The following is a 22,169-nucleotide window of genomic DNA, read 5'->3' as shown; positions in this document are numbered from 1 at the left end:
GACCGATAGGCTGGACGGGTGACCCAGACTTTGCTTTCCGACCTGACCACTGCCGCCGTCGGCGGACCCGCCGGTAACTACATCGAGGCACGTTCGGAGTCGGAAATCATCGACGCCGTCCGCTCCGCGGATGCCGCCGGTGGGCAGCTGCTGATCATCGCGGGCGGGTCCAACCTGCTGATTTCCGACGACGGGTACCCCGGCACGGTGCTCCGGATCGCCTCTGAGGGGTTCACCGTCAACGCCGAGGATTCCTGCGGCGGCGTTTCTGTGGTGGTCCAGGCAGGTCATAACTGGGACGCGCTGGTGGAGCACGCCGTGCGGCATGCGTGGTCCGGGATAGAGGCACTTTCCGGGATCCCCGGGTCCACGGGGGCCACCCCGGTGCAGAATGTGGGGGCCTACGGCTCGGACGTCTCCCAGACCATAGCCGCTGTCCGGACCTGGGACCGGGAACGGAATGCCGTCCGCACCTTCACGAATTCGGAGCTGAAGTTCGGCTACCGGGATTCGGTCCTGAAGCAGACCACCGTCCAGGGGTCCCCGCGCTTTGTGGTGCTCACGGTGGAGTTCCAGTTGCCGCTGGGCCAGATGAGTGCACCCATCCGTTATGCCGAACTGGCGAAGTCCCTCGGCGTTGAGCCCGGGAAGAGGGCGTACTCCAACGATGTGCGCCGGGAGGTGCTGCGGCTCCGGGCCTCCAAAGGCATGGTCCTGGACCCGGAGGACCGCGACACGTATTCCACGGGATCCTTCTTCACGAACCCGGTTGTCCCCGCGGACGCGGCCGACTCGCTCCCCGCAGACGCCCCCCGGTATCCGGCCGGTTCGGACGGCCAGGTGAAGCTGTCCGCCGCCTGGCTCATTGACCGTGCCGGCTTCGGCAAGGGATACGGGCTGGAGGCCGGGAGTGTTTCCGGAGGCCGGGCCTCGCTGTCCACTAAGCACACGCTGGCCATCACCAACAGGGGTGCCGCAAGTGCGGCGGACATGGTCGCCGTGGCGCGCGAGGTGAGACGCGGCGTCGTCGAACGTTTTGGCATTGAACTGCACCCCGAGCCGCTGCTGATCGGCGTGGAGCTCTAGGAACCTTCGGCGCCCAGCTCCAGGACAGTTAGTTCCTGCTGCTCAGCTCCGGCGCTGACGCGGGGCCACCTTGCTGAACAGCATGAACGTGAACCCGGACGCTGCGGCGCCCAGCAGGAAGACCTGGCAGAAAGCCACCGACTGCGCGCTGGGGCCGTTGCGGAGGACCAGCCCCGCACAGGCGAACACCACGGCGCCGGCCAGCAAGGCGAAGGCAGCCAGCAGGAAGCTCCTGATGGTGGGGGGCAGCTCACTGCCGGGTTCGTGGGTTTCGTCGCGCCGCTCTTGTTCGGCCGACCGCCAGCCGCGGTGTTGGGGCTGCAGCAGGGAAGCGGCGAGGAAACTAATGACCGCCACCGCCATGCTGCCCGCCGAAACCAGCTGCAGGGCCTGCACGGTGGGCGAGAGGCTTGTCCCGCCCGCAATCGCGATGGAGAGGCCCGCAGCCATTCCGGCCGCACTGGACGCCCATCCCAGCAGGGCAAGGGCCCGGCACAGGGGCCGCAGCTGCGGCCAGAGCTCTCCGATGGTCATCCATCCAGACTAGGGACCCCGGCTGGAAACGGGCTGGGAGACTGCGGTGTACTTGCCGGGACCGCGGAGCCGGATTGTCGGAGGCGGACCTACGATAGGCGTATGGGATCAGGCGCCGGAACCAACGCAGGAACCACAGTCAGGAGAAGGGCCGGAACCATGGCCAGGACAAGGGTCACCCGGCATGTCATCGGACGGTTGCGGCTCGCCGCGCAGGGGCTGTTGGCACCGGACTTCGACTCCGTGCCGGACGCCGTGCGCTGGATGACGGCCATGCAGGCCCAGGACCTGCAGGCCGCGCTCTGGGCTGTCGGACTCAGGGTCCGCGGTGCGGGCGTGGACAGCGTCCGGTCCGCGCTGGATGAAGGGCTCGTGGTCCGGTCCTGGCCAATGCGCGGAACGCTGCACCTGCTCGCTCCGGAGGACCTGCGCTGGATCCTGGCCATCACGGCGGACCGCCTGATCCGGGGAATGGGCGGCCGGCACCGGGAGCTGGGGATCGATGCCCGCGACGTGGACGTTGCCCGCGATACGGCTTTGGAACTCGTATCCGGCGGCGGAGCAGCCTCCCGCCAACAGCTCTTCGAGGCCTTCCAAGCCGCGGGGCAGTCCACAGCGGGCCAGCGCGGCATCCACCTGCTGGGGGTCCTGTGCCAGCGGGCCTGGCTCGTGCAGGGACCGCTCACGGGAAACCAGCAGCTCCTCAAGGCCTTCGACGAGTGGATCCCCAAGTCCCGGGAACTGGACCGCGCCGAGGGCATCGCCGAGCTGGTGCTGCGGTACATGCTCAGCCACGGCCCGGCCACGGAACGTGACTTCGCCTGGTGGTCCAATACCCCGGTGACGGAAGTCCGCAGTGCGCTGGCCACGGTGAAGGACCAGCTCGTCGAGCTGGAGTTCGAAGGAACCAGCTACTGGATGGCGCCGGCCACCGCGGCGCTGCTCGACGACGGCGTCCCCGGCCAGCGCTCCCTGCTGATCCTGCCGGGGTTCGATGAGTTCCTGCTGGGATACACGGACCGGTCACTGGTGCTTCCGCCCGAGCACGCCCAAAAAGTGGTCCCGGGCGGCAACGGGATGTTCAAGAAGACCATCGTTGCCGGGGGAGAGGTAATCGGCACCTGGGCGCGGAAAGGCACCGGCCGGGCGGCCGCCGTCGTGCCTGAACCGTTCGACACCGTTAACGGACTGCGGCCTGCAGCCCAAAAATCCTTTGAGCTGCAGGCCGCGAGGTACGTGGCGTTCCTCGGCTAGAGCGTGCCGGTGGCGATGTTGAGCATGCGGCGCAGCGGCTCGGCAGCGCCCCACAGGAGCTGGTCGCCCACTGTGAAGGCGCTGATGTATTCCGGGCCCATCTCCATCTTGCGGATACGGCCCACGGGGATGTCCAGGGTACCGGAGGCGGCCACCGGCGTGAGGCCTGCCATGGAGTCTTCCTTGGTGTTCGGAATGACCTTGGCCCACTCGTTGTCCTCGGCGAGCAGCTTCTCGATCTCGGCCACGGAAAGGTCTTCGCGGAGCTTGAGGGTGAGGGCCTGGGAGTGCGAACGCATGGCGCCGATCCGGATGCACAGCCCGTCCATCATGATGTGATTCTCGCTGGCGGTGCCGAGGATCTTGTTGGTCTCGACGCCCGCCTTCCACTCTTCCTTGGACTGGCCGTTGCCGAGGTCCGCGTCAATCCAGGGGATCAGCGAGCCGGCCAGCGGGACGCCGAACTGGGTCGCGTCGATGTCGGTGCGCTGGTGCGCCAGGACCTTGCGGTCGATTTCCAGGATGGCCGACGCCGGGTCGTCCAGTTCCGAGCTGACCTCGGCGTTGAGCGTGCCGAACTGGCTGAGCAGTTCGCGCATGTGGCGGGCGCCGCCGCCGGAGGCAGCCTGGTAGGTCATGGAGGTGCCCCACTCGACCAGGCCGTTCTTGAACAGGCCGCCAAGGCCCATCAGCATGCAGGACACGGTGCAGTTGCCGCCGATGAAGTCCTTGGTGCCGTTGGCCAGGCCCTTGTCGATGACGTCGCGGTTGATGGGGTCCAGCACGATGATCGAGTCGTCGTTCATGCGCAGGGTGGAGGCGGCGTCGATCCAGAGGCCGTCCCAGCCGCGGCTGCGCAGCTCGCCGTGGACCTGCTTGGTGTAGTCGCCGCCCTGGGCGGTGACGATAATCGGCAGCTTCGCCAGCGTATCGACGTCGAACGCGTCCTCGAGCTTGCCGGCCGCGCCTGCGGCGGAACCAGCGAGGGTCGGGGCGGCACCTCCGGCGTTGGAGGTGGAGAAGAACACCGGGTTGATGTTGGCGAAGTCGCCTTCATCCTGCATGCGCTGCATCAGGACGGAGCCGACCATGCCGCGCCATCCGACCAGGCCGACGGAGGGGGTAGCTGCTGTAGTCATTCGACCAGTTTAGACTTCGGAACCGGCACGGCGCAGTCGGTTACGTCACGGTGCGTGCGGGCTAGGAAACCTGCCCACCGCTCGGCGTGGGTGATCCGCGTTGCCTCCGTACTTTGGCGGCCCGGTATTCGTCCCGGGCCATTCCAAAGGTGTACCAGGCGCCGAAACCGCCCAGCACGATAGGGAACAATGCACCCCACTCGGGACCTCCACGCTGCCCAAACGAGGCAAGAAGCAATGCTGAAGAGCCGAGGAAGACGAGTCCCAAGAAGGCAGACACAATTCCCATGCCCCACCATGTCCGGACCTGGGCCTGGCCGCGGCCGGGCGAGAAGCCGATTTCATCTCCGGGATAGCTGTGCAGTTCGCCGGTGTCGGTCCTGCGGAGCACGCGCTTCTCGCCGCGGGCCAGGGCTTCCTTATGCTCGGCATATACTGCGTCGTTGCGCCGCTCGCGATCACGGTCAAACATCACGGTTAGTCCCCCCGTTAAGTGTTCAAGCAGCAGGCTTCGTCATGCTGCCCGCCCAACAGTAGTCGCGGGGCGCCAAGCCCGCGATGGGCTGGCCTCCCCATCGCAGAGGCCGCGCGTGCCGCCTGAGCTGCTACTCGGCGTCGTGCTGTTCGAGAACCGCCGCCTTGCGGAGGCGCAGCGCATAGAAGGCGCCGAACGCGAACGCCTGCGTGACCACCACCAGCACGATGGCGCCGGCGATTTTGTTGCCGCCGAGGATCATGGTCAGCCCCACGATGGCTGAGAGGAGGGCCAGCAGCGGCAGCAGCATGTAGCCGAGGACAAAGAGGGTTTCGGGTTTCTTCAGCATGGTCCTAGGCCTCCGTCCGGCGCCACATGGTGAACCGGTACCGCGTACCGGTGGCGGACGTCAGCCAGCCCGTTGCCGGCTCGCTGGCGGCCAGCTTCCATTCGTAACCGAGCTCGGGCGCGTAGGTGTCGCCGTCGGTCTCGGAATCGATGAAGGTGACTACCGCAACATCGGCGATGTCCAGGGTCTGGGCAAAGACTTCCCCGCCGCCCAGCACCCACACCGTTTCGTGGCCCTCCGCGAACTGGGATTCCAGGAGCGCGTCGTCCAGCGACTTCACCGCGAGGGCGCCTTCGGCCTCTGCCGTCTCACCCCAGCCTTCCTGCCGCGTCACCACAATGTTGGTGCGCCCCGGCAGCGGACGATATTTGTCCGGGAACGAGAGCCAGGTCTTGCGGCCCATGATCACCGGGTGCCCCGTGGTGAGCCGGGTGAAGTGCTTCATGTCCTCGGGCAGGTGCCACGGCATATCGCCGTCCTTGCCGATCACACCGGCGGTGGTCTGGGCCCAGACGAGCCCCACCCCGGTAGTGCCGTCCGCGATTTTTTCAGTGAAGGCCAGGGGATCCATGGCGTTGTCGGTGCTCATACTGCGATCGGCGCCTTAATCGTAGGGTGGTGCTGGTAGCCGACCACTTCGAAGTCGTCCAGCGTGTAGTCAAAAATGGAGTCCGGCTTGCGGAGGATTTTCAGCTGCGGATACGCGTACGGCTCGCGCTTGAGCTGCTTGAGCACCTGGTCCATGTGGTTGTCGTAGATGTGCACGTCGCCGCCGGTCCAGACGAACTCACCAGGCTCCAGCCCCACCTGCTGGGCCAGCATGCAGGTCAGCAGCGCGTAGGAGGCGATGTTGAACGGGACGCCCAGGAAGGTGTCGGCCGAGCGCTGGTACAGCTGGCAGGACAGCTTGCCGTCCGCAACGTAGAACTGGAAGAACGCGTGGCACGGCGGCAGGGCCATGTCCTGCAGCTCGGCAACGTTCCAGGCGGAGACGATGTGCCGGCGCGAGTCCGGGTTGGACTTGAGGTTCTGCACCAGCTCGGCAATCTGGTCGATGTGGCCGCCGTCGGGCGTCGGCCAGCTGCGCCACTGGACACCGTAGACGGGGCCGAGTTCGCCGTCGGCATCGGCCCATTCGTTCCAGATGGTGACGCCCTGGTCCTGCATCCACTTCACGTTCGTCTCGCCGCGCAGGAACCACAGCAGTTCAACGGCCACGGACTTGAAATGGACCCGCTTGGTGGTGATCAGCGGAAAGCTTTGGCTGAGGTCAAAGCGCATCTGCCGTCCGAACACGCTCAGGGTGCCCGTGCCGGTTCGGTCAGATTTGTGCGTGCCGTTGGCAAGGACGTCACGCAGGAGGTCTTCATAGGGCGTTGGAATGCTCACTGTCCCAGTCTACTGAGGCCGAGTCGCACACGCAGAATACCTTGGAGCGTGCCGTCATCCAGGCCTGCTCTGCGGCCTTCCGCGATGTAACGGTCGACGGCGGCGATGATGTCCGCAGTGACGGCACCGCCGCGCGGGAGGCCGTCGTCGGGCATCTTCAGGACGATAGTGCCGTTCCGCCGCCGCGTTTCGATCAGGCCGGCCTGCTCGAGTTCCTTGTAGGCCCGCGCCACAGTTCCCGCCGCGATGCCGAGGTCCGCCGCCAGGCTGCGGACGGTGGGCAAACGGGTGCCGGGAGCGAGGGACCCCATGGCGATCAGTGACGTGATCTGCAGGCGGATCTGCTCGTAGGGCGGCACTGCCGAACGCAGGTCCACAGCGATGCCGGTGCTCATGTGACCCGGTCCTTGCGGGCGGGCGGAACCGGACGGTAACCGGACCCGGCAAGGGCGCGGACCGGCACCAGGGCTGTGGCGATCGCCGCGAAGGCCAGGACGGTGCCGGCGAGCGTCGCGGGAAACCACGGAACGGACGGCATGAACGGAACCCCGAAGACGGCCGCCCACGCATGGCTGTTCACCAGCAGTGACATGGCTGCCTGTGCCATGAACATGGCCGACAACGTCCGGACAATCCTGTAGACGGTGATGGCGCGCAGAGCGGCGTCCAGGCCGGCGGGAGCGTCCGGGATGCCGTGCCGCAGGCGCGTCGCGAGGAAGGCCGGCACCGCGAGGACCACGCCCGCCAGGCCGAATAGTGCCGGCGCGGTCCAGCCGGTGTCCCTGCCGAGGAGGGAGTTCCCGGCCGACGCGACCACGAGGGATGCCACGAACGTGAGCAAGGCGAGGATGAGCGTGGTGAGCAGCGCCGGACCCACCGGCTGCCGCGGCCAGGTGCGTGGTTCAGAGGGGCTTCCGTAATTGCGCCCAAGCAGCAGCTCACCGCCTGCAAGGACCAGGAGCACCGGCCCGGCCACTGCTGCCACGAAGACCGCGGGACCGGGCGGTCCGGCAGCGACGATGGCCGGGACCAGGAACACTCCCGCGAGCACAGGCAATGCGGCAGCAACGCCCGCGGCTGCACCGATCGACACCACCAGCTTGCCTGCCGGGTGGCCGACGGCGCCGAAATGTCCGGGCTTGGCCTTCCGCAGGGCCGCAGCGGCCGCTTCAGTTTCCGTCAGTTTCGGCGGCGCCCAGATCAGCATGGCCAGCAGTACGGCCATGCCGGCAAAGCCCGCGAAGTTCGTCCATGACGTACTGCCCGCGGCCGGGTCCGGCCGCGCCACATAGTTTCCGGCGATGACGGCAAGGCCGGACGCCACCGTGGCAACGGTCCGCAGGAGCCGGTTCATGGCGATGGTCCGCAGGAGCGCGTTGTCGTGGTCCGTTAGCTGCTCGAGCTGCCGGCGGCGGGTGGCCAGCAGCAGCACCAGCCACGTCCCCGCAGCCAGGACAACAAGTGCAGTTCCCAGCCAGGCGGCCAGTTCGATACCCGGGATGCGGCCGTCTCCTCCTACCGTGCGGAAGCCCTGGGGATCCTCCAGCTCGGTCCCGTAGGGCATCGCCCGGTACGCCGGGAGAGTGGCGGTCCACGCGATGAATGCGCCTGCGCCCGTGAAGATGCCCAGCGTTGTCCAGGCCAGCGGACGCGGAAGGAAATCGCGGATTTTCCGGACATGGAGGCTTGCCTTCCGGCGGAGCCGCTTGGGCCTCGGATAGCTGAGCTGGCCTATTGCGTGCACCCCGAGAGTTCCGAGGACGGGCCAGGCCAGTACCGGGATGATGGTGTCCGGAGTGACCAGCAAGGGACCTATGGCGGGGCTGGCAGCCCGGCCCGCCGGAATGATGCCGATGTTCATGGCACCCTGCAGCGAACTGGCCATCCAGCCGATGACCCCCACCCAGAGCGCGTGCTGGGAAACCGATTCAGGTGAGGCGCCCATCCGGGGCTCCCACACCACCCACCTGAGGATGATGTAAAGAACGACGGCGGCGACCAGCGGTCCCAGCAGCAGCATCGGCGGCAGTTCGAATTGGACCGGCATAATCCCCCCAGATTTGCATCAATGTACTAAGTATTTGATACAAAAAAACGGCCGTCAAGCCGGCGGTCGCAAGGCCGGGTCAACCGGGTGCAACCCTTAGTCGTCGAAGGGCCTGAACTGTTCCACGGCCACAATCTTGTGGTTGCTGCCGCGGGCCACGTGGCACACGATGACTTCCCCCGGGGCAAGGTAGGGGTCGGCTGACGGCAGGAGGGCGCGCAGCCGGCCGTTCATGTGCTCACCGAGCTGCTTGATCACTGTGGGCAACGCGGGACGGTGCGTGCACAGGGCAATGGCACGCTGTTTGTCGAAGAGTGACTCCACGACGGCGGCGGTCTTCTTCGGGCTCCGTGCATGGCGGTGCTCCGTCAGGGCATCATGAAGTTTCACCTTGGCGTCCGCAGACTTGGCGTAAGGGGCAATGGTGGCCACGCAGCGTTGCCACGGACTCGAGTGCACGCGGAGCGGTTTCCACACGTGGAGCAGCCTGCGGACGGCCTGCGCCTGCCGCTGCCCGGTGGCCGCGAGGGGACGGTCCCCTTCGGCCTTGGTCCAGGACGAGCGGGGCTTAGCTTTTGCGTGCCGGACCACCAACAGCGGCCAGGTATCCAGTTCCTTGCGCGCGTGGGCCGCCACGAGGTGCTCAAGCGGAGCAATGTCACCGGGATTGCTCAGCAGGGCGGCGGCCTTTTCCGGTGAACACCACATCACGCTGTCCACTTCCTTGCCGTCCGGACGCAGGACGGCGCCGTTCACACCCACGGCCCAGTAGTGGACCACCTTCAAGCCTGCGGACACGTGGTAGTGGATGGGCGGAAGGGGAATGCCCAGCGTGGCCGTGAGCCCGATTTCCTCTTCGATCTCACGGACGGCGCACTCCGGTATGGTCTCCCCGGGATCGATCTTTCCCTTGGGCCAGGACCAGTCATCGTACCTGGGGCGGTGGATCAGCAGGACTTCGAGCTTGTCCTTGCTGGCGCGCCAAGGCAGGGCGCCTGCCGCGGTAACGGCGATCGGCTCCCCGGGATGGTCTGTCTGGTCCGCGATAAGCGAATCGTTCGCCGAGTCGTTGTTGACGTCGATCTTCGCATCGGTTTTCGCATCGCTCTTCGAGGCCAGGGTCTTACCGCCTTACGGTCGGGCGCTGGCGGGAACGGGACGCGAGCAGCCAGGACTGGACATCCTCCAGGAGCCTGCCGTCGTCGCCGATGTGGTGCCGGGTCCATTCGCCCTGGCTGTCCAGATGCCAGCTGGACGTTTCCGGGTCCATGTAGCGACGGAGCATGTCCAGCACGTAGGACGTGTCATCGCCGCTGGTGAGCTGCACCAGCGCCTCCACCCGCCGGTCGAGGTTGCGGTGCATCATGTCCGCGGAACCGATGTAGACCACCGGCTCCCCGCCGTTGGCGAAGGCAAAGACCCGCGAGTGCTCCAGGAACCGTCCCAGCACCGAGCGCACCGTGATGTTTTCGCTCAGCCCGGGGATGCCGGGGCGAAGCGAACAGATGCCGCGGACGATCACGTCAACGTTCACGCCTGCCTGCGACGCACGGTAGAGCGAATCGATGATCGCCTCGTCCACCATGGAGTTGACCTTGATCTGCACCCTGGCTGAAATGCCCGCCTTGGCGTTGCGGATTTCCTTTTCAATCCGGTCAATGAGTCCGGAACGCACTGAACGGGGCGCCACCAGGAGCCGTTTGAACGTGGACTTCGGAGCGTAGCCGGAGAGCTGGTTGAAGAGCTTGGAGAGATCCTCGCCCACCTGCTCGTTGGCTGTCAGCAGACCGAGGTCCTCGTAGTAGCGGGCCGTGCGCGGGTGGTAGTTTCCGGTGCCGATGTGGCAGTAGCGACGCAGGCCGTCCACTTCCTGGCGAACCACGAGGGAAAGCTTGCAGTGGGTCTTCAGGCCCACGATGCCGTACACCACGTGCACGCCGGCCTGTTCCAGTTTCCGCGCCCAGGAGATGTTGGCCTGTTCATCGAACCGGGCCTTGATTTCCACCAGGGCCAGGACCTGCTTGCCTGCCTCTGCCGCGTCGATGAGGGCATCGACGATGGGGGAGTCGCCCGACGTGCGATACAGCGTCTGCTTGATGGCCTGCACCTTCGGGTCCGCCGCGGCCTGCTCCAGGAAAGCCTGGACGGACGTGGAGAAGGAATCGTAGGGGTGGTGCAGGAGGATGTCCCGCCGGCGCATGGCCGCGAACACGTTTGCCGCCTTGGACGTTTCCGATTCGTTCAGGTAACGCGAGGTGTGCGGCACATGCTTCGGGTAGTGCAGGTCCGCGCGGTCAATCCCGGCAATGACGGACAGGCCCCGCAGGTCCAGCGGTGCCGGAACGGAGTAAACCTCGGATTCCTCCACCCCCAGTTCGCGGATCAGGAGGGCGCGGATGTTCGGGTTGATGTCGTTGGTGACCTCGAGCCGGACGGGCGGGCCGAACCGGCGGCGCAGCAGTTCCTTCTCCAGCGCCTGCAGCAGGTTCTCGGCGTCGTCCTCTTCCACCTCAACGTCCTCGTTGCGGGTGACGCGGAACGTGTGGTGCTCCAGGACCTCCATGCCGGCGAACAGCTGGTCCAGGTGGACGGCAATGACTTCTTCGAGGGCGATGAAGCGGGCCACCCGGCCGGGCACCGAGCCTGCGCGCGGGCCGTCGATGGAAATGAGCCGCGGAAGCTGGTCCGGAACCTTGACCCGGGCGAAAAGTTCCTTGTCGCTCACCGGATTGCGGACGACAACGGCCAGGTTCAGGGACAGCCCCGAAATATACGGGAACGGGTGTGCGGGGTCCACCGCGAGCGGTGTCAGGATCGGGAAGACCTTCTCCGCGAACATCGCGCTGAGCTGGTCCTTGGCCTGGTCATCCAGTTCGTCCCAGTGCATGAGGTGGATGTGCTCGTAGGCAAGCGCCGGCCGGATCTGTTCGGCGTAGATCCGGGCGTGGCGCTGCGCGAGCCGGTGCGCCGCTTCGCCGATCTGGTCCAGTACCTGCATGGGGCTCAGGCCGGCCGGTGACGGGACGGCCAGCCCGGTGGCGATCCGTCGTTTCAGCCCGGCGACGCGGACCATGAAGAACTCGTCCAGGTTGGAGGCAAAGATGGAGAGGAAGCTGACGCGCTCCAGGAGGTGGAGGTCGGGGTCCTCGGCAAGCTCCAGCACACGGGCGTTGAAGGCCAGCCAGCTCAGTTCACGGTCCAGGAAGCGGTCCGGGCTGATGTCGCCCTCGGGCTCAAGGTTGGGTGCGAACTCGGGAATGTCGATCCGGTCCTGCGTGGCGCGGGAAGCCGGTACTTCGGAGGACCCGAAGCGGGCGCGCACCGGGAGCACCTTGGCCTCAGACGTGGCGATTCCGGCAGGTTCCGGTTGCATGGTCACTCCTTTTGCTGGCGCGGTTTACCTTCAACCTTACAAGCAATCGATTCGGGGTTACGCAGATTTCCTGAACCACGGTGCATGCGTCAGCCGATTGGATTAACCGCCGTTTTTAGGCCCGTACATGACGTCTGCATCCCACCGCGTAAAGCCGAGTCCGCGGTACAGGGAAACGGCCGGCGCGTTGTCCGCATCGGTGTACAGCATCACCGCGTGAAGGCCCTTGTCCTGGAGGTATTTGATGCCGGCCACCGTCAGCGCCTTGCCGAGGCCCATGCCCTGGGCCTCCGGCGTCACGCCCACCACATAGACCTCTCCGATCGCCGGATGGCTGCCGTGGCGGGGGTGCACCTTGGTCCAGTGGAAGCCGAGGATCCGCCCGCCCGGGTCCACGGCCAGCAGGAAGCCGGCCGGGTCGAACCAGTCTTCGGCCATCCGGGCGTCCAGGTCCTGCCTGGTCATGTTGCCCTGTTCGGGGTGGTGGCCGAAGGCGGCCTTGTTCGCTGCCAGCCAGGCTTCTTCATCCCGGCCCGGAACAAAGGCGCGCAGGGCCACGTTTTCCGGGAGCCCGGCGTCGGGCAGGTCAGAGGCGGAGGTGGTGAGCCGCATCTTCCACAATTCCCGGACGGGGGCGTAGCCGTACTTGGCCGCGAGGTCGGCTGCCGCCTCGTGGTTCCCGTGGGACCAGGCCGTGAGCCCGTCGAAGCCCCTCGATGCCTTCAGCGTGGCGATCAGCCTGTCTGCCACCCCCTGGTTCCGGTAGCTGGGGTGGACTGCCACCTCCAGCACGCCCGTGCCGTCAGGTTCCTCAACCACCACCGCGAACCCGGCCAGGTCCTGGGCGGTGGCGGGATCCGAATCCTCATCCGGGGCGTAGAGCGCCAGGGCCAGGAGCGAGTGGCTGCCGGACTCGCCCGCGCGAAGCGTCACAAAAGTCTGTTCGGACAGGGGCGGGTTTCCGTCCGATTCTTCGGCAGCCGCGGCGAGGGAGGTGAAATCCCTGAGCAGTTCATCGTCCACTCCGCCTTTGGTGACGAGCACGGGCCAGTTCTCGGGATGCGCAGGACTCATGGAGTACAGGCTATACGGCCCGTCTGCATGGGGGAGTGATTGGCGCCGATTTGATGGGGCGGGATCCGGCACGTATAGTCGATACCTGATCCGGCCTCCTGAGGCGGGATCGTGAGGGGGATCCACCACTGGGGTGGCCTCGATACGTTCGACCCGTATGTCCTCCACTGCAGGCCTAGAAGCCACAAGAAGCCCCGGACCACTGGTCCGGGGCTTCTTCGTTTCCGTGATCTTGCGGGAGGTTCTGCCGGGGCGATCATCCAATCGGCTCGCGGCGCAAACCGCTGCCGCTCCAGGAGGCTAAGCCTCCGTCAGTTCCTCTTCGGGCTGCCGGACCAGAGTCAGTCGGTAGCCGACGTTGCGGACCGTGCTGATCAGGTTTTCGTGGTCGGCACCGAGCTTGGCGCGCAGCCGCCTGACGTGGACGTCCACTGTGCGGGTGCCGCCGTAGTAGTCATAGCCCCACACCTCGGTGAGCAGCTGCTGGCGGGTGAACACCCGGCCGGGGTGCTGCGCCAGGTACTTCAGGAGTTCGAATTCCTTGAACGTCAGGTTAAGGGGAGCCCCGTTGACCCTCGCCGTGTAGCTTGCTTCGTCAATGACGACGCCGGCAGCGCGGATTTCGGTGGGCGTATCCTCCTGCTCCGGGACGGCGCGGGCCACTGAGAGCCGGATGCGGGCTTCGACTTCAGCCGGACCCGCGGAGTCGAGCAGGATGTCATCCACGGCCCAGGCCGAGGAGACGGCGGCCATGCCGCCTTCGGTGAGGATCAGCATCAAGGGCGCGCTCAGCCCGGTGGCCTTGAGCAGCTGTGTGAGGGACCGCGCTCCCACCAGGTCCTTGCGCGCGTCCAGCAGGACAACATCGCAGGGGTCCGTTTCCAGCAGCGCGGTGGGCTCGGCAGGGAGGATGTGTACGCGGTGGTTCAGTAGTTCCAAGGCAGGCAGAATGTCCACCGATGACCCGGTGCTGTTCGTCAGTAGCAGGATGTGCGACATTGTTCCTCCAAGGGGCTGTCCGCGCATCATTGGGCGTCTGAACCGGGCTTTCACCGGCCGGTACTGGCTGCCCGCGTCGGTACTGGCCAGCCGGAAATCCGGCCGGGCCCGCATCCTCCGAAGGAAGCGTAGCTGAGCTTTGAGTATACCCAATCGCCCCTTAACAGACACTGATCCGGCTGGTTTCAGTTTTCGTTTTGCGACATAAGCAGGTCACATAAGGCAGGATTGGACCGTCAGGACCCCGGGGTCAGTACCGGACGCGTATGCAGCGAAGAAGACGTCAGCAGAGAGTGAGCGCGGGTAAACAGTGAAGCCGTGGACCATCGGAACCATCGGCCTGGCCGGGCTTGCTGTCTTTGTCGGCGGGGCTTACACCTCACCGGAGGTATTGCTCGGCGTAGCCGTCCTCGTGGCTTTGGCCGTCGGAGTCGGCTGGCCCCACTTCCTGGACATTCCCGCCAAGAAGACCCTCGCGGCAATCATCGGCCTCCCGGGCGCGGGATCGGCCGTGGCTGCCACCTATGTCCCGGCGCCGGGCTTCCTGGACTGGACTCCGGCGTTCATTGCGGCAGGCGTGATGGCTGTCTTCCTGATGCAGCTGATGCGCGGCACTGGCCAGGCCCAGCGGCTGGAGTCGACGCTGGGTTCGAGCGCCGGAGTGCTGCTGTCCTGCCTCGGCGCGGGATGGATAGCGGCTTCACGGTTCAACGGCGTCAGGGAGATGGTGCTCGTGGCCGGCATCAGTGCCGCGTTTGCCTTGCTGGCCGGGCTCATCCGCTGGCCGGACCGGATCGTGGCCCCGCTGGGCATTGTGCTGGCGGGCCTTACTGCTCCGCTGGCAGGCTTAATTTTCTCCAATATCGCCGTAATACCCGCCGCCGTAGTAGGCGTTGTGGTGGGCGCAGTTCTCGTCAGCCTGCGCCGGCTGGTTATACTCCGCGGGGACCGGATTAACTTTCCAGCCGCCCTCGGAATGGGCCTCGCACCCGTGGCCGCGGTGGGTTCGCTCGCCTACTTCATAGACAAACTACTCATCTACTAACGCGTTAGGATGGCATCATGTCCGTACTTGCATTTGAGATCTTCTTCCTTGTCCTCCTCGGCATTGCCAGCGTGTCCATGGCATGGTTCGCTGGTTTTGTGGTGTACCGCCTCTTCAAAGGCCAGAAGTAATACCAGTCCAGAGCTAGTTGTCTGCGGAGGTAGTTACTGTGCCGATCGAAATACCTACAGACCTCACGCCCGAGCTCGTCCCGCTGTCCTGGCTCATTGGTGAGTGGGAGGGCAACGGACGGCTGGGCGCCGGCGAGGAGGATTCCGAGCATTTCGCCCAACACGTATCCTTCACGCACAACGGACTGCCGTACCTCCAATACCGCGCCGAGAGCTGGCTGACCGACGACGAAGGCACCAGGTTGAGGCCGCTGACGGTCGAGACCGGTTTCTGGGCCCTGGAGCGGAAGCAGCGTGAGGAAGACGGCGGTCCGGGCCTGATCCCGGCCGACATCGTTCCCGTGCTGAAGAGCGCCGACGAAGTAGAGGCGCTTCGCAACAGTGACGGCGGCTTCGACATCTCGGTGTCCATCTCGCACCCCGGCGGAATCTCCGAGCTGTACTACGGGCAGATCAAGGGTCCCCAGATCCAGCTGAGCACCGATATGGTGATGCGCGGCAGCCACTCCAAGGAGTACACCGCCGCCACGCGGATTTTCGGCCTGGTGGACGGAAAGCTGCTCTGGCGCTGGGATGTGGCCGCCGGGAAAGGCTCCACCCCGGGCGGCGGCCTGGAGGCCCACGCTTCGGCCATCCTCAGCAAGGAATCCTAGGGCAAGGCATAGCAGGCATCCGGCCGCTCGACGCAGCCCGGCCGCCAGGTCTCACTGATTTTTGTTGTCCGCAACGAGTGCAGGGAGCAAGACCGTGAACACCCAGCAGCCGGGCCCGGGTACGCCGGAAAAGCGAAATAAAGCAAACTACGCCGACTTGAAGGCCGTGTTCTTCAACGGCACCCTCAAGAAATCACCGGAGACCTCCAACACGGAGGGCCTGATCGAGGTCAGCCGCCTCATCATGGAGAAGCAGGGCGTTACCACCCGCGTCATCCGGACCGTTGACCACGACATCGCCAGCGGCGTGTACCCGGACATGCGCGAACACGGCTGGGCCACCGACGAATGGCCGGAGCTCTACCCTGCCGTCAAGGAAGCGGACATCGTGGTGGTGGCCGGTCCCATTTGGCTGGGTGACAATTCCTCCCAGACCAAGAAACTGATCGAACGCCTGTATGCGCATTCGGGGGAGCTGAACGACAAAGGCCAGTGGGCTTTCTATCCCAAAGTGGGCGGCTGCCTCATTACCGGCAATGAAGACGGCATCAAGCATTGCTCAATGAACGTCCTGTACAGCCTCCAGCACATCGGGTTCACCATCCCTCCCCAGGCCGACGCCGGCTGGATCGGCCCGGTCGGGCCCGGACCGAGCTACCTGGATGAAGGCTCCGGGGGACCCGAGAGCGACTTCACCAACCGCAACGCCACCTTCATGACGTGGAACCTCCTGCACCTGGCGAGGACGCTGAAGGATGCCGGCGGGATTCCCGCCTACGGCAACCTGCCGGAGGAATGGAAAGCCGGCACTAGGTTCGACTTCGAGAATCCGGAATACCGCTAGCCCGTTAGGACTTCTACTACATATGACTATCAAGAGCCCCCTGTTGTCGCGCCCAGGCGCGGTCGAGGCCGGCGGCGCGGATTCCGGTGTCGCGTCGCACTACGGCGAGCCGCTGCGTGAGCAGCGTGCGCTGGCGGCCGGAAGCGCCGTCGTCGACCTTTCCCACCGCGGGGTGGTCACCGTCTCCGGGCCTGACCGCCTGAGCTGGCTCAACACCCTGTCTTCCCAGCAGGTCACCAACCTTGCGCCGGGGGAGTCCAGCGAGCTGCTGCTGCTCAGCGTCCAAGGCCGTATCGAGTTCGACGCGCGGGTGATTGACGACGGCGGGACCACCTGGCTGGTGGTGGAGGCCGCCGAAGCGGCGCCGCTGGCCGAGTGGCTGAACCGGATGAAGTTCATGCTGCGGGTGGAGATTGCGGATGTATCCGACGACTGGTCGGTCATTGGAACCACCCGGCGTGTTGAGGAATGGTCGGACCTGCTGGTGTGGGTGGACCCCTGGCCGCACGTGGGCGCCGGCGGCTACGCCTACTCGGTTGTCGGGGAGGAATCCCACCCGGGCATGGAGCGGCCATGGTTTGAATACCTGGTGCCGGCAGCGGAGCTTGAGGCGACTGTGGGCGACCGGCCGCTGGCGGGTGTCTGGGCCTCGGAAGCGCTGCGCATCGCCGCATGGCGGCCCCGTCTTGGCGCTGAAACCGACGACAAGACCATCCCGCATGAACTGGACCTGCTGCGCACCGCAGTGCACCTGGCCAAGGGCTGCTACAAGGGCCAGGAGACGATCGCCCGGGTGCATAACCTGGGCCACCCGCCGCGGCGCCTGGTCTTCCTCCAGCTGGACGGATCCCAGCACACCCTCCCCGCGGCCGGCAGTGAAGTGCGTCTCGGGGAACGCAAAGTGGGAACGGTGACCTCCGTGGTGCAGCACTACGAAATGGGTCCCATCGCGCTGGCAGTCATCAAGCGTTCGGTCTCACCGGATGAAATACTGACGGTCGTAGACGGCGATGAACCATACACGGCCGCGCAGGAAGTCATCGTGGCTCCTGACGCCGGTCAGGTGGTGGGCCGCCAGACCGGATTCCTGAAGGGAACGCACCGATGACTGACAACCCCACGTCCGAGAACCCGAGCACGGCAGGGCCGGACGACGAAACACTTGCCTTGGCGCATGCCCTGTTTGACGCGGCACGGCAGGGCGACGCGGCCCTGCTGGGCAGCTACCTCGACGCCGGCGCCCCGGCCAACATGACGAATGCGGCGGGTGACTCCCTGTTGATGCTGGCCGCCTACCACGGCCACGCCCCGGCGGTAGAGCTGCTCCTGCAGCACGGCGCCGACGCCAATGCCGTGAACGACCGCGGCCAGACACCGCTCGCCGGAGCTGCCTTCAAGGGCTATGCGGACGTGGCGGCGGCGCTCCTGGCGGCAGGCGCGGACCCTGACGCCGGAACCCCGTCAGCACGCGCGGCGGCCGACATGTTTGCCCGGACCGACATCCAGGCCATGCTGGGCTGACCGCCCGGGGCCTGGGAGCCAGCGCCTGAAAGCCCGCGGTCAACGGACCCGCGGGCTTTCTTGCACCCAAATATTCCATGTGGAATAGTTGGAGCGGAATAATCGCTAACGCACCGTCAGACAGGGGGTCAACGCCCGATGCCCTCATCCGCCCCGCTGACGCCGCTCGGCATATCTGCGCTGTCACTGCTGGTCGAGGAGCCGATGCATCCGTACGAGATGTACCAGCTCCTGATGGCCAGGCATGAAGACCGGCTGGTCAAAGTGCGTCCCGGAACGCTCTATCACGCGGTCGGCCGGCTGGCGGAACGCGGGCTCGTGGAAACGACCGGGACGGACCGGGAGGGCAACCGGCCGGAACGGACCACCTACCGCATCACTCCCGCCGGCCGGAAAGCCCTTACGGAACGCCTGCAGGACATGCTCGCCGAGCCGGTCAACGAATACCCGTCGTTCCCGCTGGCCGTGGCCGAGGCCTACAACCTGCCTGCCGGCGTCGTCCTTGACCTTCTGGACCGCCGGCTGGCGCTGCTGCAGGACCAACTGGAGTTCCTGCAAAAAGGCGAGGCGATCGTCCTGGACAAGGGCGTGGCACGCAAGTACTGGATCGACCTCGAGTACCAACAGACCATGCTGAGGTCCGAAATGGGCTGGATACGCAGCCTGCAGGACCAGCTCCGCTCCGGGGAACTCCCGTGGTAGCGGACCACGCCACAACCACCCGGAAGGACCCACATGGAAAACGTAGCTAGGCCGTGGCCGGCCCTTTGGTCACTGGTGATCGGGTTCTTTATGATCCTGATCGACACCACCATCGTCTCGGTGGCGAACCCGCGGATCATGGAAGGCCTGGACGCGGACATCAACTCCGTCATTTGGGTGACCAGTGCGTACCTGCTGGCCTACGCCGTGCCGCTGCTGATCACCGGCCGGCTGGGGGACAGGTTCGGACCCAAGAAGCTCTACCTGACCGGCCTCGTGGTGTTCACCCTCGCATCGCTGTGGTGCGGGCTGTCCGGTGACGTCCAGACCCTCATCCTGGCCCGCGTGGTCCAGGGCTTCGGCGCCGCGATCATGACACCCCAGACCATGGCCGTAATCACGAGGATCTTCCCGCCGGACCGGCGCGGCGCGGCCATGGGCATCTGGGGTGCCACCGCCGGCGTCGCCACCCTCGTGGGGCCGATCCTCGGCGGCGTCCTGGTGGACGGACTCGGCTGGGAATGGATTTTCTTCATCAACGTGCCCGTGGGAATCGCCGGCTTCATCCTGGCGCTGCGCTTTGTGCCGTCGCTGACCACGCATCCGCACAAGTTCGACATTCCCGGCGTCCTGCTCAGCGCCGTTGGACTGTTCCTGCTTGTCTTCGGCATCCAGGAAGGCGAGACCTACAACTGGGGCACCATCACCGGCCCCGTCACAGTGTGGAGCCTGATCATCGCAGGCCTGGCGGTGCTGGCCGGGTTCGTCGCCTGGCAGCGGTTCAATAAGGGCGAGCCGCTGCTGCCGCTGTCCCTGTTCGGGGACCGCAACTTCTCGCTGGCCAACCTGGGAATCACCACGGTGGGCTTCACGGTGACGGCGTTCGGCCTGCCGCTCATCTTCTATTACCAGATGGTCCGCGGCCTGACACCCACCCAGTCCGCCCTGATGATGATCCCGATGGCGCTCATCTCAGGCGGCCTTGCGCCGGTGGTGGGCAGGATCATCGACCGCGTGAACCCGAAGTACATCACGGCTGGCGGCCTGGCGCTCATGTCCGTGGCACTGTTCTGGAACTCGGCGCTGATGCACCCGGACACACCGATCTGGCTCTTCCTGCTGCCCAGCGCCGTGCTCGGCTTCGCCAACGCGGGCATCTGGGCGCCGCTGAGCTCCACGGCCACCAGAAACCTGCCGCCGCGCCAGGCGGGCGCCGGGGCCGGGGTCTACAACACCACCCGCCAGATCGGCGCCGTGCTGGGCAGCGCGGCCATCGCCGTGCTCATGCAGGCGCGGCTGGCGGAGGAGCTTCCGGCGGCGCCGGGCGGCACCGGCCACGCGGGTCCCATGAGTTTCGGCGGCCAGCTTCCGGAGGCCCTGCACGAAGGATTTTCGACGGCGATGAGCCAGTCCATCATGCTTCCGGCGGCTGTCATTGTGCTCGGCGCTGCCGTGGCGCTGTTCTTCGCAAAACCCAAGCCGGTTCAGGGTTGGGACGGGTCCGGCGCTCCGTCAGCCCAGCAGCACGCTGGTCTGGATGCCGCCGGCTGAGAAGCCGAGGCTGCGGGCGATTGCCAGGGCTCCCTTGTTGCTGACATCCGCGCGCCACTGCAGGGTGAGGCCGGCCGCGAGTGCCTCGTGGGCGGCAATGGACGCGGCCAGGGAACCCAAGCCCCGGCGCCGCCAGTCGGGATCCACGAGGACCCCCATATGCGCCAGGATGCCTTCCCACTCGGTGTAGGCGCCACAGGCCACCGGAACCTTGCGGCCGTTGTCGTCGCGCAGGATAGTGAACCGGTGTTCGAGGTCGGACAACCCCACCTCGTTGACGTCGTCAGGAGGACAGAGGCCTTCGAGTTCTATGGCCTCGGGGTTACCGTGCGAAACGGTCAGCTCCTCGGCCGGCTGGCGGAGCGGGAGGTCGTCGGCGAAGAAGAGCGCGGCAGCTCCCTGGCCGTGGCCGCCGTGCTGCCGCGTGATGGTCAGGAGGGTCACGTGCTGGGCGAGTTCCTCATCCGGAATGCGCTCGGCGGCGTCCAGGGCCCATCGGGGTCCCACGAGCGCCGACGTGCCAAACAACCGCACAAAGTCCACTGATTTCCGGGACTCGTCCGCCCGCGTGAGCCGGCCCGCGGCCGAAAGCGGGCCGGCCCCCAGAACGGTGGCATCGGCGTCGAGCTTCCGCGCCGCGGCAAAGGCTCCGTCATCCAGGCCCAAATGGCGGGCCCAGGCCAGCTGGATGATGTCTGCGGAACCGGGGTCGAGAGTCATGCCTCAACCCTACCCACCGGATTCCAGCGCGAACGGACAGTTGGGGCCCCAAAAAGCCGGGGCCCCAACTGTCCGTTCGCGTTGTGTCGGCCGGCCGGGGCCTAGCCGAAGAGGACGGCTGCTTCGTCGTAGCGGTGCTGCGGGACGCACTTGAGGTTGCCCAGGGCGGCGTCGAAGCCCACGTGCACAATGTCCGTGCCGTGGAGGGACACCATGGTGCCCCAGCGCTTGTCCACCACGGAGTCGATGGCGGCCATGCCCAGCCGCGTGGCCAGGACGCGGTCGAACGCGGACGGGACGCCGCCGCGCTGGATGTGGCCAAGAACGGTGGCGCGGGTCTCGATGCCGGTCCGTGCTTCGAGTTCGGGAGCCAGCATCTCGGCGATGCCGCCCAGGCGCGGGCGTCCGAACGTGTCCAGCCCGCGCTCGGAGTGCGGGGTTTCCTGGCCCTCGGGAACGAAGCCCTCGGCCACCACCACCAGGGGTGCGCGGCCGCGTGCGTGAGCCTCCTCCACCCACTCGGTGATCTGGTCCATGGAGGCCTTCTGCTCCGGAATAAGGATCGCGTGTGCGCCGGAGGCCATGCCCGCGTGCAGTGCGATCCAGCCCACATGGCGGCCCATGACCTCGGCGATCATGCAGCGGTGGTGTGATTCACCCGTGGTGCGGAGGCGGTCGATGGCCTCGGTGGCGATCTGGACAGCAGTGTCGAAGCCGAAGGTGTAGTCGGTGGCGTCAAGGTCGTTGTCCACGGTCTTGGGAACGCCGACGATCTTCAGGCCCGCGTCGGTCAGCCGTTTGGCTGCGGCCAGCGTGCCTTCGCCGCCGATGGCGATGATCGCATCGATGCCGAGCCGGTCCATGTGGCCCTTGATGACCTCGGGGCCCCCGCCGTTTTCGAAAGGGTTGGTGCGGGACGTGCCGAGGATGGTGCCGCCCTGCTTCGCGATGCCGCGGACCATGTGGCGGGGAATGTCGATCACGTCGCCTTCGACGACGCCGCGCCAGCCGTCGAGGAATCCTACGAATTCGTGGCCGTGGATGGCGATTCCCTTGAGGACGGCGCCGCGGATGACAGCGTTCAGTCCGGGGCAGTCGCCACCGCTGGTGAGAATTCCAATTTTCATGTCTCGGCTCAAATCCTGGTGAGGGGGTGTACTGGCAGAGCGCCACGCTGAGCTCACCTAGATTCTAGTGGTGAGTGTGGGTTACGACACAAACTGGTTACAAAGGCTCCGACGCCACGGCAAACGGAAGGGCCCCTGCTCCGGAGAGCAGGGGCC

General features: G+C 66.2%; 23 protein-coding genes. 9 read left to right on the top strand and 14 right to left on the bottom strand.

The window, feature by feature from the left end:
* Positions 1-18 precede the first annotated feature (18 nt).
* Positions 19-1,086, top strand: coding sequence for a UDP-N-acetylmuramate dehydrogenase (locus Q8Z05_RS02005; RefSeq protein ID WP_305941844.1), 1,068 nt, complete (start codon positions 19-21; stop codon positions 1,084-1,086).
* 42 nt (positions 1,087-1,128) lie between these two features.
* On the opposite strand, the gene Q8Z05_RS02000 is transcribed toward Q8Z05_RS02005, so the two are convergent.
* Positions 1,129-1,620 carry a hypothetical protein gene (locus tag Q8Z05_RS02000; RefSeq protein WP_305941843.1) on the bottom strand — a complete coding sequence of 164 codons (492 nt, stop codon included), beginning with the start codon at positions 1,618-1,620 and terminating at the stop codon, positions 1,129-1,131.
* Positions 1,621-1,779: 159 nt separating this feature from the next.
* Between Q8Z05_RS02000 and Q8Z05_RS01995 the strand changes: the two genes are divergently transcribed.
* Entirely contained in the window at positions 1,780-2,874 is a 1,095-nt protein-coding gene (locus Q8Z05_RS01995) for a winged helix DNA-binding domain-containing protein (RefSeq protein WP_305941842.1), read from the top strand.
* Here Q8Z05_RS01995 and asd read toward each other — a convergent pair.
* The 11 genes from asd to Q8Z05_RS01940 all read right to left on the bottom strand — a co-directional run bounded on the left by asd (position 2,871) and on the right by Q8Z05_RS01940 (position 13,719).
* Positions 2,871-4,013: an aspartate-semialdehyde dehydrogenase gene (gene asd, locus Q8Z05_RS01990; RefSeq protein ID WP_305941841.1), complete on the bottom strand. Its 1,143-nt coding sequence runs from the start codon at positions 4,011-4,013 to the stop codon at positions 2,871-2,873. The two genes, Q8Z05_RS01995 and asd, sit on opposite strands and share 4 nt — an antisense overlap.
* A 61-nt stretch (positions 4,014-4,074) precedes the next feature.
* Positions 4,075-4,485: a hypothetical protein gene (locus Q8Z05_RS01985; RefSeq protein WP_371745910.1), complete on the bottom strand. Its 411-nt coding sequence runs from the start codon at positions 4,483-4,485 to the stop codon at positions 4,075-4,077.
* Between the two features lie 133 nt (positions 4,486-4,618).
* Positions 4,619-4,837: an NF038396 family protein gene (locus Q8Z05_RS01980; RefSeq protein ID WP_028269619.1), complete on the bottom strand. Its 219-nt coding sequence runs from the start codon at positions 4,835-4,837 to the stop codon at positions 4,619-4,621.
* A gap of 4 nt (positions 4,838-4,841) precedes the next feature.
* Positions 4,842-5,426 (bottom strand): dihydrofolate reductase, encoded by a 585-nt coding sequence (locus Q8Z05_RS01975; RefSeq protein ID WP_305941839.1) that lies wholly within the window; start codon positions 5,424-5,426, stop codon positions 4,842-4,844.
* Positions 5,423-6,226 (bottom strand): thymidylate synthase, encoded by an 804-nt coding sequence (locus Q8Z05_RS01970; protein WP_305941838.1) that lies wholly within the window; start codon positions 6,224-6,226, stop codon positions 5,423-5,425. The genes Q8Z05_RS01975 and Q8Z05_RS01970 overlap by 4 nt, the downstream gene beginning before the upstream one ends.
* Positions 6,223-6,621 carry a GntR family transcriptional regulator gene (locus tag Q8Z05_RS01965; protein WP_305941837.1) on the bottom strand — a complete coding sequence of 133 codons (399 nt, stop codon included), beginning with the start codon at positions 6,619-6,621 and terminating at the stop codon, positions 6,223-6,225. The genes Q8Z05_RS01970 and Q8Z05_RS01965 overlap by 4 nt, the downstream gene beginning before the upstream one ends.
* Positions 6,618-8,273 (bottom strand): hypothetical protein, encoded by a 1,656-nt coding sequence (locus Q8Z05_RS01960; protein ID WP_305941836.1) that lies wholly within the window; start codon positions 8,271-8,273, stop codon positions 6,618-6,620. The genes Q8Z05_RS01965 and Q8Z05_RS01960 overlap by 4 nt, the downstream gene beginning before the upstream one ends.
* A gap of 96 nt (positions 8,274-8,369) precedes the next feature.
* A complete protein-coding gene (locus Q8Z05_RS01955) occupies positions 8,370-9,320 on the bottom strand; it encodes an NUDIX hydrolase (protein WP_305943453.1) in 951 nt (316 codons plus the stop codon).
* 76 nt (positions 9,321-9,396) lie between these two features.
* Positions 9,397-11,646, bottom strand: coding sequence for an RNA degradosome polyphosphate kinase (locus tag Q8Z05_RS01950; protein ID WP_305941835.1), 2,250 nt, complete (start codon positions 11,644-11,646; stop codon positions 9,397-9,399).
* Positions 11,647-11,748: 102 nt separating this feature from the next.
* Positions 11,749-12,720, bottom strand: a complete 972-nt coding sequence (gene mshD / locus Q8Z05_RS01945; RefSeq protein ID WP_305941834.1) for a mycothiol synthase — start codon at positions 12,718-12,720, stop codon at positions 11,749-11,751.
* A 300-nt stretch (positions 12,721-13,020) separates the two neighbouring features.
* Positions 13,021-13,719, bottom strand: a complete 699-nt coding sequence (locus Q8Z05_RS01940) for a winged helix-turn-helix transcriptional regulator (protein ID WP_305941833.1) — start codon at positions 13,717-13,719, stop codon at positions 13,021-13,023.
* 310 nt (positions 13,720-14,029) lie between these two features.
* Here Q8Z05_RS01940 and Q8Z05_RS01935 point away from each other — a divergent pair, with 310 nt between their 5' ends.
* From Q8Z05_RS01935 to Q8Z05_RS01905, 7 genes are all read left to right on the top strand, one after another.
* Positions 14,030-14,764, top strand: a complete 735-nt coding sequence (locus tag Q8Z05_RS01935; RefSeq protein WP_305941832.1) for a permease — start codon at positions 14,030-14,032, stop codon at positions 14,762-14,764.
* A 169-nt stretch (positions 14,765-14,933) separates the two neighbouring features.
* Positions 14,934-15,548, top strand: a complete 615-nt coding sequence (locus Q8Z05_RS01930) for an FABP family protein (RefSeq protein WP_305941831.1) — start codon at positions 14,934-14,936, stop codon at positions 15,546-15,548.
* A gap of 94 nt (positions 15,549-15,642) precedes the next feature.
* The gene (locus Q8Z05_RS01925; protein WP_305941830.1) at positions 15,643-16,392 is read left to right on the top strand and encodes a flavodoxin family protein; all 750 of its coding nucleotides are present in this window, start codon (positions 15,643-15,645) and stop codon (positions 16,390-16,392) included.
* Between the two features lie 22 nt (positions 16,393-16,414).
* Complete coding sequence (ygfZ, locus tag Q8Z05_RS01920; protein WP_305941829.1) at positions 16,415-17,500, top strand: CAF17-like 4Fe-4S cluster assembly/insertion protein YgfZ; 1,086 nt, start codon at positions 16,415-16,417, stop codon at positions 17,498-17,500.
* The gene (locus tag Q8Z05_RS01915; protein WP_305941828.1) at positions 17,497-17,913 is read left to right on the top strand and encodes an ankyrin repeat domain-containing protein; all 417 of its coding nucleotides are present in this window, start codon (positions 17,497-17,499) and stop codon (positions 17,911-17,913) included. The genes ygfZ and Q8Z05_RS01915 overlap by 4 nt, the downstream gene beginning before the upstream one ends.
* A gap of 138 nt (positions 17,914-18,051) precedes the next feature.
* Positions 18,052-18,615: a PadR family transcriptional regulator gene (locus tag Q8Z05_RS01910; RefSeq protein ID WP_305941827.1), complete on the top strand. Its 564-nt coding sequence runs from the start codon at positions 18,052-18,054 to the stop codon at positions 18,613-18,615.
* 33 nt (positions 18,616-18,648) lie between these two features.
* Positions 18,649-20,166 (top strand): DHA2 family efflux MFS transporter permease subunit, encoded by a 1,518-nt coding sequence (locus Q8Z05_RS01905; protein WP_305941826.1) that lies wholly within the window; start codon positions 18,649-18,651, stop codon positions 20,164-20,166.
* Here Q8Z05_RS01905 and Q8Z05_RS01900 read toward each other — a convergent pair.
* On the bottom strand, positions 20,128-20,886 hold the full coding sequence (locus Q8Z05_RS01900; protein ID WP_305941825.1) for a GNAT family N-acetyltransferase: 759 nt from the start codon (positions 20,884-20,886) through the stop codon (positions 20,128-20,130). The two genes, Q8Z05_RS01905 and Q8Z05_RS01900, sit on opposite strands and share 39 nt — an antisense overlap.
* Before the next feature lie 101 nt (positions 20,887-20,987).
* A complete protein-coding gene (locus Q8Z05_RS01895; protein ID WP_305941824.1) occupies positions 20,988-22,013 on the bottom strand; it encodes a 6-phosphofructokinase in 1,026 nt (341 codons plus the stop codon).
* Positions 22,014-22,169: the final 156 nt, after the last annotated feature.

This window comes from Arthrobacter oryzae (genome assembly GCF_030718995.1).
Lineage (GTDB): Bacteria > Actinomycetota > Actinomycetes > Actinomycetales > Micrococcaceae > Arthrobacter > Arthrobacter oryzae_C.
Note: the sequence above shows the minus strand (reverse complement) of the source record. Positions and strands in the feature narration are given on the sequence as shown.

Bases quoted from the DNA above. Each gene is read 5' to 3' on its own strand.
- Q8Z05_RS02000 (WP_305941843.1), bottom strand. From the start codon at position 1,620: ATGACCATCGGAGAGCTCTGGCCGCAGCTGCGGCCCCTGTGCCGGGCC.
- Q8Z05_RS01995 (WP_305941842.1), top strand. From the start codon at position 1,780: ATGGCCAGGACAAGGGTCACCCGGCATGTCATCGGACGGTTGCGGCTC.
- asd (WP_305941841.1), bottom strand. From the start codon at position 4,013: ATGACTACAGCAGCTACCCCCTCCGTCGGCCTGGTCGGATGGCGCGGC.
- Q8Z05_RS01985 (WP_371745910.1), bottom strand. From the start codon at position 4,485: ATGTTTGACCGTGATCGCGAGCGGCGCAACGACGCAGTATATGCCGAG.
- Q8Z05_RS01980 (WP_028269619.1), bottom strand. From the start codon at position 4,837: ATGCTGAAGAAACCCGAAACCCTCTTTGTCCTCGGCTACATGCTGCTG.
- Q8Z05_RS01975 (WP_305941839.1), bottom strand. From the start codon at position 5,426: ATGAGCACCGACAACGCCATGGATCCCCTGGCCTTCACTGAAAAAATC.
- Q8Z05_RS01965 (WP_305941837.1), bottom strand. From the start codon at position 6,621: ATGAGCACCGGCATCGCTGTGGACCTGCGTTCGGCAGTGCCGCCCTAC.
- Q8Z05_RS01960 (WP_305941836.1), bottom strand. From the start codon at position 8,273: ATGCCGGTCCAATTCGAACTGCCGCCGATGCTGCTGCTGGGACCGCTG.
- Q8Z05_RS01950 (WP_305941835.1), bottom strand. From the start codon at position 11,646: ATGCAACCGGAACCTGCCGGAATCGCCACGTCTGAGGCCAAGGTGCTC.
- mshD (WP_305941834.1), bottom strand. From the start codon at position 12,720: ATGAGTCCTGCGCATCCCGAGAACTGGCCCGTGCTCGTCACCAAAGGC.
- Q8Z05_RS01940 (WP_305941833.1), bottom strand. From the start codon at position 13,719: ATGTCGCACATCCTGCTACTGACGAACAGCACCGGGTCATCGGTGGAC.
- ygfZ (WP_305941829.1), top strand. From the start codon at position 16,415: ATGACTATCAAGAGCCCCCTGTTGTCGCGCCCAGGCGCGGTCGAGGCC.
- Q8Z05_RS01915 (WP_305941828.1), top strand. From the start codon at position 17,497: ATGACTGACAACCCCACGTCCGAGAACCCGAGCACGGCAGGGCCGGAC.
- Q8Z05_RS01910 (WP_305941827.1), top strand. From the start codon at position 18,052: ATGCCCTCATCCGCCCCGCTGACGCCGCTCGGCATATCTGCGCTGTCA.
- Q8Z05_RS01905 (WP_305941826.1), top strand. From the start codon at position 18,649: ATGGAAAACGTAGCTAGGCCGTGGCCGGCCCTTTGGTCACTGGTGATC.
- Q8Z05_RS01900 (WP_305941825.1), bottom strand. From the start codon at position 20,886: ATGACTCTCGACCCCGGTTCCGCAGACATCATCCAGCTGGCCTGGGCC.
- Q8Z05_RS01895 (WP_305941824.1), bottom strand. From the start codon at position 22,013: ATGAAAATTGGAATTCTCACCAGCGGTGGCGACTGCCCCGGACTGAAC.